This is a genomic window from Haloactinopolyspora alba (assembly GCF_003014555.1).
Lineage (GTDB): Bacteria > Actinomycetota > Actinomycetes > Jiangellales > Jiangellaceae > Haloactinopolyspora > Haloactinopolyspora alba.
This window is the reverse complement of the sequence record NZ_PYGE01000038.1, coordinates 1-9898: the sequence shown is the minus strand read 5'-3', so window position 1 is coordinate 9898 and position 9898 is coordinate 1. Positions and strand designations below refer to the sequence as shown.

Sequence of the window (9898 nt, the reverse complement as noted above, 5' to 3'; positions counted from 1 at the left end):
GCAGGCAGATCACGTTCGAGTCACCCGGTGATCACCCAGGGCCACCCCGTCGAGCAGCACCCGGCACACACAACCCTCCCAGAGAGATCACGTTCACCATGGAATTCCATGCGTCACCACCCGTACAGCCCTGGTGACGCGTGCACTCGCCTGGTGATGGCCGCTGCCCGCCGAACGACCCTGAGCTGACCGGTACGGTTGGCGAGTTCTCTGGACATCGGTAAGGCTTGACCTCGTGACCTCCACTCACGGTTTCGGCATCGACATCGGTGGCAGCGGCATCAAGGGCGCACCCGTCGACCTCGACCGCGGCGAGTTCGCCGCCGAGCGGGTCCGCGTCGACACACCGGACGAGTCCACTCCGCGCAACGTCGTCGAAGTGGTCCTCGACGTACTCGCAAGGTTCGACTGGAAAGCACCGTTCGGCTGCACGTTCCCCGGCGTCGTCAGCCGCGGTGTGGTGCGTTCGGCGGCCAACGTGGACGACTCCTGGGTCGGCGTCGACCTGCGCTCCGAACTGGCCGAACGGACCGGCCAGCAGGTCACCGTCGTCAACGACGCCGACGCCGCCGGTGTGGCCGAAGATCGTTACGGCGCGGCCGCCGACGCCGAAGGCGTGGTCATCGTCACCACGCTCGGCACCGGCATCGGCAGCGCCGTCCTGCACGACGGGGAACTCCTGGCGAACACCGAGTTCGGCCACCTCTTCCTCGACGCCGGCCAGGAGGCGGAGAAGTGGGCGGCTGCGTCCGTGCGCGAGGGCGCCGAGCTGTCCTGGGAGGCATGGGCGGAACGCCTCCAGACGTTCTACGCCCACCTCGAGTTCGTCTTCTCGCCGGACCTGTTCGTCGTGGGCGGAGGCGTCAGCAAGAAGGCGTCGAAGTTCCTGCCGTTGCTGGACCTGCGCACCCCGATCGTCCCGGCCGGGCTCCGCAACGACGGCGGCATCGTCGGCGCCGCCTTGCTCGCGGCTCTGCGGTCCGGATGAGCTCCCGAGAACGAGGAGAATCCGTCCCCGCATGGTGACCTACCAGTTCGAGTACGACGAGCACGTCCGCTGCGCGTTCATCGGTGCCGGTGAGCACTCGTTCCGCAACGTGTACCCGGCGTTCCAGTACGCCCCGGTCGATCTACGCGCGGTCTGTGATCGCGACGCCGACCGCGCCGGCTCCTACGCCCGTGCGTTCGGCGCCGCACGCACCTACACCGACCACCGCGAGATGCTCGAGCGTGAACGGCCGCAGGCGGTGTTCGTCGTCACCGGATACACCGACGACGGCGACGTTCAGGCCACGACGCTGGCCGAGGACGCGATGCGGGCCGGCGCCCACGTGTGGATGGAGAAGCCGACCGCGTCCAGCCTCACCCGGCTGGACCGGCTCGCCGCGACGTCGGCCCAGACCGGACGGTTCGTCATGACCGGGCTGAAGAAGATCTTCACCCCGACCGTGGAGAAGGTGCGCGCGATCCTGGACACCCCGGAGTTCGGCGAACCGTCGTCGATCTCGGTGCGGTACCCGCAGAGTCTGCCGCCGTTCGCCGAGCGCGGCGACGGCGCGCGCATGGTCGGGTTCCTCGATCACATCTTCCACCCGGCCGCGGTGCTGCACCACTTGATGGGGCGCGTGACCCGGATGTCGTACGAGTGGGAGCCACGCACCGGCGCCAGTGTCACGAACCTGCGTTTCGAGTCCGGCGCCGTCGGCACGCTGCACCTGACGGCGGGCGCGGCCGTCACCAGCCCACTGGAACACGTCGAGGTCGTCGGCGAGGGCGCGAACGTCGTGGTCGAGAACGGGGTACGGCTGACCTACTACCGGCGCGGCGCGGACCTGCCGTACGGGCGGAGCGCGTCGTTCGTGGTGGACGACGACGCCGCGCCGTTGCGATGGGAGCCCGAGTTCTCCCTGGGGCAGCTCTACAACAAGAACCTCTTCCATCTCGGCTACGTCCCCGAGATCCAGCACTTCTGCGACTGCGTGCTGACCGGGACCACTCCCCGCAAAGGGACGCTCGACGACGTCCGCGCGATCATGAAACTCTACGAGGCCTACGCCCGCACCGAGCCGGGCACGGTCACGGCCATCGAGCACTGAGACCCGAGACTCACGGAGGAGATCGACATGGCCCAGCACGAGGTGCGCCTCACTCGCGCCGGCGAAACGGCCACGGAGGAGCAGAGTTGGGGGCACCTGGTCTGGATGGTGTCCGGCGCCCTGGGCAACTCCGACACGATGACCGTCGGCCGCTGTCACATCAGCCCCGGCCACGCCAACCCGCGGCATCTGCATCCGAACTGCGACGAGGTGTTGCACGTGCTGCAGGGCACCATCGAGCACACCGTGGACGACGAGGTGGTCTCGATGGGGCCGGGTGACACGATCAGCGTGCCCACCGGCGCGTGGCACAACGCCCGGAACGTGGGCACCGACGAGGCGATCTTCGTCATCTCGTTCTCCACCCCCGACAGGCAGGTCGTCGCGGAATGACGGCCTGCGCCAGTGCGGACCGCGCCGGCGTGGCGGCGCAGCGCAGACGACGACCCGGCGGGAACCGGGTCGTCGAATGTCCGGGAGGACTCACCGGTCACCTGGTCCGCGGTGGCCGTGCGATGTCTCCGAGACGAGGCGGAGCCGGCTACCCGTACAGCACGTACGGGACCACGAGCAGGACGATCAGGGCGAACATCAGACCCACGCCCTTGAGCGGCTGACCGGGGCTCACCAACCACCGACGCAGATGCCGACGGTACGGTGCGCGACGCCGACCGTAGGAAGAAGCAGCCAACGAAACCTCCGATATGCGGTACTCCGGTTTCCGGTGGTGCCTTCACTACGTCCATCCGGAAACCAGCACGACACTGGTAGATCCCGGATGGGACTCCAGGTATTCAGTTGTGCCGTGGATCGTGACCGCAGCTTGACGACCGGTCAAGCCGCTTTCCCGAATACTGGTCGGCCGGGGCAGTGACGGCGCCGACACCCGCCCAGTTCCGTGTCGGGTACCCTGGACAGCAGGACGAGCCGGCCGGGCGGCCGCGTCGAGGCGATGAGTCTCGCCGAGGAAAGTCCGGACTCCACAGGGCTGGGTGGTGGGTAACACCCACCCGGGGCAACCCGCGGGACAGTGCCACAGAAAACAGACCGCCGCGTGCCTTGTGTGCGCGGTAAGGGTGAAACGGTGGTGTAAGAGACCACCAGCACCCCAGGCGACTGGGGTGGCTCGGTAAACCCCACCCGGAGCAAGGTCAGACAGAGGACGTTCGAGGGCTGCCCGCCCGAGTTCTCGGGTAGACCGCTGGAGGCCGCCGGCAACGACGGCCCTAGATGGATGGTCGCCGGCCCCGGAACCTCCCGGGACCACAGAATCCGGCTTACAGGCCGGCTCGTCCTTTTCACCTGCTGCGATACGCCGATATGCACTCTGACCTGCGCAGACGTTTGCGAACGTTTCCGGCCGTCTATCGGCGTTTCCCGCTCTCATGTGCCCTGGATGTGCCCTGATCTTGGACATCGGGCACGCGGGCCACCACGACAGAGGTTCCACCTCATCCCCCACATGAGTCGGCCCCGACGCGACGAACAGACCGTCGGCCGGGGCCTCGGAACCCACGCAAGGAGTGGACCCCGTGAGCAATACAGTAACCAGCCCGCAGCCGTTGATCTGGCTGACGATCATCCTGGTGGTGACGACCGTGGCCGCGGCGGCGCTCGCGGTGTGGCAGTGGCGCCTGGCTCGCCGCCGGCACCAGGCGCTGCACGACCTGGTGGCCATGTTCGGGCGGTTCGGCCCGGACGAGCTTCCGACGATCGGTGAGGCGTACAACGTCGGCTACTCCGACGGCAAGGTCCGCGGGCGCCGCGACGAGCGTCGTGCGCGGCTCGAGGCCGCGGAGGCTACGCGCTCAGCGCGTACCCCCGCAGAGGGCGGTGACGTCCGATGACGACCACCAACCCGGACGGCGCCGTCGGTGAGGCGCAGGACGAGCTCGAAGACCACATCCACGAGCTCGACGCCATGCTCGCCGTCTGGTCGCACCGTGACTCCCACAGGGGTAGGACGGCGACCTGGGACAGGCCCCACCCGCGGCGTGCGGCGTCGCTGGCGATCGACGAGATCGACGCGAGCATCAGGACGCTGCACACGATGAGGGCCGCGTTAATCGCCCAGGCGAGGGAGTACGACGACGAGACGAACCGGCGCGTGGACCTCCGGCTGTCAACGGGAGGTGCGTCCTGATGACCCTGATACGAGCAACGGACGCGGCAGTTCAGGACTGGCACTCGCACAAAGCGTGGGAAGCCGCCCTGCGGCCGATGGACGCGTCGGCAGGGCTCGAGACCGAGCACGGCTACGGCGTCTACCTCGAGCACTTCGGCACCGACGAGGGCGTCCGGATCCACGTGCCGACGTTGGGCACCGTTCTCCATGTCGAGGAAGACGACGAGCAGATGCGCCGCGTTCGCGAGGTCGTCGCGCAGGCGGCGCGGGCGCTCGGCCTGCTGGGTGGTGAGGGCTGATGAGCGAGTTGGACGACGGCCGCCCGGAGACCGGCGTCGACGGGGTGATCGACGAGCTCCTCGCCGACGTCCGTTGGCACGTCCGCGAGATGCAGTGGAAGAACGCTGCCGTTGAGCACCTGCAAGCGATGCGCGACGGGCAGTACCTGTCGGCGGCGGACCGGCAGGACATCAAGGATCTCGAGCGGGCGTTCGGCCGCCCGGCCAAGTCGGACCGCTATCGACGCCCACAGAGGCCGGACGTTGGCGGTGATGCCCGATGAGCGCCATTCGGTGCGACCGGTGTAACCGGCGCTGGCGAGGTCAGGGCGACTGGAACGGGACGTTCGAGCGTGGCCGGATGGTCGGCGCGCTGTGCCCGGCCTGCCAGACGCCGCAGGAGAACGCGGAGGCGGTCATCAACGAAGCGACGCTGGACTACGGCGTCGACGAGCGTGGCCGCTTCCGGGGACGACCGAAGGGCGGCGAGTCCCGATGAGCGCCGCGCAGATGAAACCGATCCTGACCGAGCTCGACGACGCGGTCGAGCATCTCGAGGGCGCGCTGGCGGCGCTGCGGGATGCGCGCCGCGCTGTGGCCGAGCTGACCGACGAGGGGGGAGAGTCCTGATGAGGAAGCATGGATATCTGGTTCTGCTGGCCGTAGCCGCGTTGTGTCTGGGGTTCGTGCTACTGGCGCTGTGGCCCAGCGAGCCGGCGGTCGACCGGCGCGGCACGGACTCGTGCGAGGACGCCGTCGAGGAGCTGGTGGACGCGATCGAGTCGGATCACATGACGGCGTCGGCGGCAGTCACGGCGGCGCAGGAGGCGGCCGACACTGCTGCGGTGCGAGCGTGCCTGGGTGGTGGTCGCCAGACCTGACCCGCGTGACCGCGAACGGCCCGGGCCCTCGAGGGGCGAGCCCGGGCCGTTCGTCATGTGCAGGGCACCTGTGTCCACCACTCGGTGACGCGCTTGCACCGCTCGCACGTGGCCTCGTGATGGCCGTCGCAGTCGACGGCGCGACAGGTGATCGGGTGCCAGCACCGGATGCAGATGTTGTAGCCACGCATGCGTGGACGATACTGCGAAGGCCTTCATAGGTCTATGAAGGGGTACCAAGTCCTTCATGACGGGGAAGGCGAAGGCGGTCTACGTCAAAGAAGACGACGTGGAGCTGTGGGAGCGCGCCGAGGCGTACGCGAAGGCGCACCGGCTGACCATGTCCGCACTGGTCCTGACGGCGCTTGAGGCGTATCTGCCGGACGACGGTCAGTAGATGTACTCCACGATGACGACGCCGTTGGCGCCGTCACCTCCGGCGCGAGCGAAGACGTTCTCCTGATTCGCCGCACCGCCGCCGCCGGCACCCGCACCGTCCGCGCCGCCGCCAACACCGTTGCCGTTGCCGCCCGCACCGAGGGGTGAGCTCGCGCCGACCCCGCCTTCGACGCGAGTCGACAGGGCTGTCCCGGCCGCCGTGCCGAACCCGCCCGGCGCGCCGGGTACGCGGACGTCGAACCCGGACCCGCCCGACGTCGGGGGTTTCGTGGGCGACACGACCGACCCGCCAGCGGTTTCCATCGAGCCGCCGTCGCCGCCGGGTAGCGACATGTGCGACCCGAACGACGTCGTGCCACCGGCGGGGCCGGCACCACCGCTGACGCCGTTGCCGCCGGCGCCGATGGTCACGGTCTCGGTTGCGCCGAGCTGCGCCGCCTGGATGATGACCTCGCCGTAGACGCCGGCGTTGCCGCCGCAGCCCACGGACGCCTCATTGGCGCCGGTCGCGGCGGCGCCACCACCCGCTCCGCCGCCACCGACGGCGCGGACCTTGATGGCGACGAGGCCGGCCGGTTTCGTCCAGGTGCCGTCGGTCTCGAACACTTCGATCGACGGCAGCGGGGCGTCGAGGCGCTGCGCGAGCGCCCGGCCGAGCGCGGCACCGTCGGGCGCGTCGCCGGGCGCCTGGTATGGCAGTCCACGGTTCGATGTTTCGGGCATCACGGTCTCCTCAGAACGGAAAGATGATCATGACGCGGTTCTGCCACGACGCGACGCCGTTGGCCGGTGGCGACGACGGCGGCGGGATCACCTTGTACCTGGCCGCCACGGTGACGTTCCCCGGCGACTGATGGTGGACGTTCGCGTGGATCACGGACTGTGTCATCCCCATAGCGGTACCGGGGTCGGTGACCAGCGCCGAGCGGCTGTCGCTGGGGCCGAAGCTCGACGCGCCGGACGCTTCATACGACATGCGCCCCGCCGTCTCGGTGCTGACGCCTGCCTCCGCGACGAGCAGGATCATCCACCGCCCGGTGTACGTGTGGAACGAGACCACCGGCCCCGAAACCGACCCGCTGAGGCTGCCTGTATATCCGGGAGTGTTTCCCGAGGACGCCGACAGCGTCCCCGTCCCGCCGACCCGGTCGACGTCTGCGCCGCCCGCCAGCGCGGCCAGCGGCACGAGTTGGCCGCCCACGCGCTGCTCGAATCCGTACTCACCTGGGTTGGACAGCAGTTCACCCATGCGGGCCTGTACGACGTTGCCGTTGTCTCTGGCGATCAGGACGCCGGAGTCCTGGATGTCGACGATGCCGCCTTCGACGGTGAGCCGGCTGCCGAGGGTGGCGTCCCCATCCACGCTCAGGTTCCCGTTGATGTTGACGTTGCCGCCGCCCTGTACCTGGATGTTCCCGCCGCCCTGGACGACGATGTCTCCGCCGTCGCGCACGACGAGGTCGTCCCCGCCCTGCAGGACGACCCGCCCGCCGTCGATCGTGAGAGTGCCCTGCCGGATGGTCACGTCGGCCTGGGTCGCGGGGTCGGCGACGAGGCCGAGCACGAAGTACTGATCTCTCCATTTCCCGATCCCAACGATGTCGCCGGCCACGATGGACATCGCAGCGATCCGCCCGAGCACCGGCAGGTCATCGTGGACGACACCGCCGATGGACACGGTGTTGCTGCCGGTGGTGACGTCCCACGTCTGGACGGTGCCCTGCCGGTACTCCATCGACACGGAACCGGACGAGCGCAGCACCGTGGACAGGTCGTCAGCCCTAGCCATCGTCGCCTCCGATGAAGTCGACCTGTTCGGTCATCGTCGCCGTCATCGCGCCCTGCGCGGTCAGCGGGATGGTGGACTCCTTGACGACGTAGGTGCGTTCCTGTGCGGTGTCGCGGTCGCGGACGCTGATCGGGTCCAGGACCTCCAGCGCGGGGTTCGGCACGGCTGACAGGTCGGCACTGTAGGGCAGGCCGAGGTTCTGCCGCAGGATCGACCGGGCGGCACGGTGCGCTTGCGTACCGAGGCGGATGAACTGGGACGAGTAGAAGCGCGGGACCTTGCCGTACGTCCCGAAGTAGTAGGTGGGCGACTGCGGATTCTCGTCCCGCACCACCGCCCGTACCGGCGGCTTGTCGTCGGTGCCCTCGCCCTCAGCGATGACCGCGTTGTACACGCCGTCGCGGTACAGCTCGGTCGACAGCTCCAGCAGGACGCCGCCACGTCCGCCGGCGACCGTCAGCAGCGGCACGGTGGGGTCCGGTGGCGTCTCGACACGGAACACACCGGTGTGGTCGACGTAGAACACCTTGCCGTACGCGGCGGCGAGGTCGCGCAAGAACGCATACCGGTCCTTCTCCACCACGGTGTTGCGGCCCAGCGTCTCCGAGGCGGAGTCGTCGAACGCCACCAACGCTGACGGGTACACGGCCTGCACGAGGTCGGTGAACACGAATCCGAGGTCGTTCGATGCGAGGTACTGCACGGGTGCCTCGAGGCGGGCGTCCATGATCCCGGCCATGCGGTCTTTCGCGGCGATGCCCACCGGCTGGTCACTGTCGCCGTCCTGCGAGGCCTCCCAGATCCGGAAGTAGCCCAGACCGACCCACTCGACAGCGCCGCTACGCAGACTCACGCCTCGTTCGACGTAGATCTCGTTGCCGTACGGCGTCAGCAGGTCGTCGGTGCGTGCCGGGGTCGTGAGGTCGAGCTCGTGGCGGATAGCTGCCGTGGCGTCCCCGGACACCTCGCCGTCGATGATGCCGACCTCGACTCCATCCGGGTCCGACCCCGTCTGGTACGTCGTGAGCACGCGGGCACGTGCGGCCATCGTGTGCGTCCCGGTAACCGCCGACAGGAACTCGTCGCTGACCGGTCTCATGCCACGATCACCGACTCGGGGCTGCCGACGTAGTCGAGGACGTCGGCCCACGACGCGAACGCGGCCACGACCGCCTGCCACGACCCGAAGTCGGCGATCAGGGATTCCCAGGTCGAGGTCACGCCGTGCACGTCGGGCGTGGGCGCCGCCGTCTCGATCACCGGCAGAGTCCAGAACGTGGTGCCGCTGCCGTGCGGATTGATACGGACCTGGGTGGTCTCATCGAGCACGCAATGCAGCTGCGACAGGTGCAGCTCGGGCACGTCGGGCGGCACCTGGAGGAACATCGGGTCGCCGGACGCGAGCACGAAGTCCAGTTCTTTCGCGTCCGCACGGGTCGACGTCACCACGGTCAGGGCGAACCGCCGCGATGACCGGACGTCGGTCACCGCGACCGGCAGCGACCGGCCGACGACCTCGAACACGCCGGTACGGCTCGGCCGCGTGGTCTCCTCGAGGGCGCGCACCGTGATCGGCCGGTTCAGGAACGGCCGCGGCACCGACTTCAGCCACACCTGGCCCTGAAGGTCCGGCGTGATCGCGGCGAAGTGGTCGTTCAGCGCCTCACGGACCGGCCTGACCTTGAGGTTGGTGGATGCGATCTTGTCCATGATCGCGTCAAAGTCCGTCTGGCTGATCTCACTGGTGGCGGTCGGTGTGCCCGAGACGATGCGGTGGAACACCAGAACCAGCCAGCCGCCGTCGTTTGACGCCGTCTTGTCGATCATGCCGCCGGTGGCGATGAGGTTCGTGGGGTCCTGCTGACCGTTCGACAGCTCTGAGATGCTCGACGTGGCGTGGATGCGGTAGGGCATGACCTCAGGGACGCCGGCGATCTGTAGGTGCCCCGACTCGCCCACGTCGGACAGGATCGTGCGGCCCGACTTGAACCCGGCCTGACGCACCAGCGACTCGATCGCGGCGCCGTCGGTGGTGTCGCCGTAGCGCCCGTGCGGGTACGCGAACGAGTACCGGCCGGTGGGGTCGGGGTAGTTGGTGGTGAGCCAACCGTGCAACGACGTCAGGTCAGACGTGGCAGTGGCCTCGTCGACGCCCTCGTAGGACGCGCTGTGCACCGCGCCAGAGTAGGCGTGCCCGCCGATCTCCCAGCCGGACGCAACGGCGTCGGCCAGCTGCGCCGACGTGACCGTGTCCGGGTCGCTGTCGACGCGGTCGGCGATGATGTAGGTCGTGGCAGTGAGGCCGAGCGCGTCCATCTTCGGCTTCCCCA

At 68.8% G+C, this 9898-nt stretch carries 15 protein-coding genes and 1 other RNA gene; 12 read left to right on the top strand and 4 right to left on the bottom strand.

Annotation, left to right across the window (positions count from 1 at the left end; genetic code table 11):
* The first annotated feature begins 235 nt into the window (after positions 1–235).
* The 12 genes from ppgK (at position 236) to CLV30_RS26815 (ending at position 5777) form a co-directional block, all read left to right on the top strand.
* On the top strand, positions 236–988 hold the full coding sequence (gene ppgK / locus CLV30_RS25730; protein WP_106540117.1) for a polyphosphate--glucose phosphotransferase: 753 nt from the start codon (positions 236–238) through the stop codon (positions 986–988).
* A 31-nt stretch (positions 989–1019) separates the two neighbouring features.
* Positions 1020–2096, top strand: coding sequence for a Gfo/Idh/MocA family protein (locus CLV30_RS25725; protein WP_106540116.1), 1077 nt, complete (start codon positions 1020–1022; stop codon positions 2094–2096).
* Positions 2097–2123: 27 nt separating this feature from the next.
* The gene (locus tag CLV30_RS25720) at positions 2124–2489 is read left to right on the top strand and encodes a cupin domain-containing protein (RefSeq protein ID WP_106540115.1); all 366 of its coding nucleotides are present in this window, start codon (positions 2124–2126) and stop codon (positions 2487–2489) included.
* Between the two features lie 530 nt (positions 2490–3019).
* An RNA gene (gene rnpB, locus CLV30_RS25715) (RNase P RNA component class A) lies at positions 3020–3392 on the top strand.
* Positions 3393–3628: 236 nt separating this feature from the next.
* Complete coding sequence (locus tag CLV30_RS25710; protein WP_129711023.1) at positions 3629–3943, top strand: hypothetical protein; 315 nt, start codon at positions 3629–3631, stop codon at positions 3941–3943.
* Positions 3940–4239 carry a hypothetical protein gene (locus CLV30_RS25705; RefSeq protein WP_106540113.1) on the top strand — a complete coding sequence of 100 codons (300 nt, stop codon included), beginning with the start codon at positions 3940–3942 and terminating at the stop codon, positions 4237–4239. Before CLV30_RS25710 ends, CLV30_RS25705 begins: the two co-directional genes overlap by 4 nt.
* Complete coding sequence (locus CLV30_RS25700; protein ID WP_106540112.1) at positions 4239–4520, top strand: hypothetical protein; 282 nt, start codon at positions 4239–4241, stop codon at positions 4518–4520. Before CLV30_RS25705 ends, CLV30_RS25700 begins: the two co-directional genes overlap by 1 nt.
* Positions 4520–4783 (top strand): hypothetical protein, encoded by a 264-nt coding sequence (locus CLV30_RS25695; RefSeq protein WP_106540111.1) that lies wholly within the window; start codon positions 4520–4522, stop codon positions 4781–4783. Before CLV30_RS25700 ends, CLV30_RS25695 begins: the two co-directional genes overlap by 1 nt.
* On the top strand, positions 4780–4998 hold the full coding sequence (locus CLV30_RS25690; RefSeq protein WP_106540110.1) for a hypothetical protein: 219 nt from the start codon (positions 4780–4782) through the stop codon (positions 4996–4998). The genes CLV30_RS25695 and CLV30_RS25690 overlap by 4 nt, the downstream gene beginning before the upstream one ends.
* A complete protein-coding gene (locus tag CLV30_RS27665) occupies positions 4995–5129 on the top strand; it encodes a hypothetical protein (protein ID WP_276320009.1) in 135 nt (44 codons plus the stop codon). Before CLV30_RS25690 ends, CLV30_RS27665 begins: the two co-directional genes overlap by 4 nt.
* Positions 5129–5380, top strand: coding sequence for a hypothetical protein (locus tag CLV30_RS25685; RefSeq protein ID WP_106540109.1), 252 nt, complete (start codon positions 5129–5131; stop codon positions 5378–5380). The genes CLV30_RS27665 and CLV30_RS25685 overlap by 1 nt, the downstream gene beginning before the upstream one ends.
* Before the next feature lie 247 nt (positions 5381–5627).
* A complete protein-coding gene (locus tag CLV30_RS26815) occupies positions 5628–5777 on the top strand; it encodes a hypothetical protein (protein ID WP_165358634.1) in 150 nt (49 codons plus the stop codon).
* Here CLV30_RS26815 and CLV30_RS25680 read toward each other — a convergent pair.
* The 4 genes from CLV30_RS25680 to CLV30_RS25665 all read right to left on the bottom strand — a co-directional run.
* Positions 5771–6502, bottom strand: a complete 732-nt coding sequence (locus CLV30_RS25680) for a glycine-rich domain-containing protein (RefSeq protein ID WP_106540108.1) — start codon at positions 6500–6502, stop codon at positions 5771–5773. The two genes, CLV30_RS26815 and CLV30_RS25680, sit on opposite strands and share 7 nt — an antisense overlap.
* A gap of 10 nt (positions 6503–6512) precedes the next feature.
* A complete protein-coding gene (locus CLV30_RS25675) occupies positions 6513–7568 on the bottom strand; it encodes a hypothetical protein (protein ID WP_106540107.1) in 1056 nt (351 codons plus the stop codon).
* Positions 7561–8667, bottom strand: coding sequence for a DUF5047 domain-containing protein (locus CLV30_RS25670; RefSeq protein ID WP_106540106.1), 1107 nt, complete (start codon positions 8665–8667; stop codon positions 7561–7563). Before CLV30_RS25670 ends, CLV30_RS25675 begins: the two co-directional genes overlap by 8 nt.
* Positions 8664–9898, bottom strand: a 1235-nt coding sequence (locus CLV30_RS25665) for a polysaccharide deacetylase family protein (RefSeq protein WP_211300123.1), incomplete at its 5' end; no start/stop codon positions are given. The genes CLV30_RS25670 and CLV30_RS25665, both read right to left, overlap by 4 nt.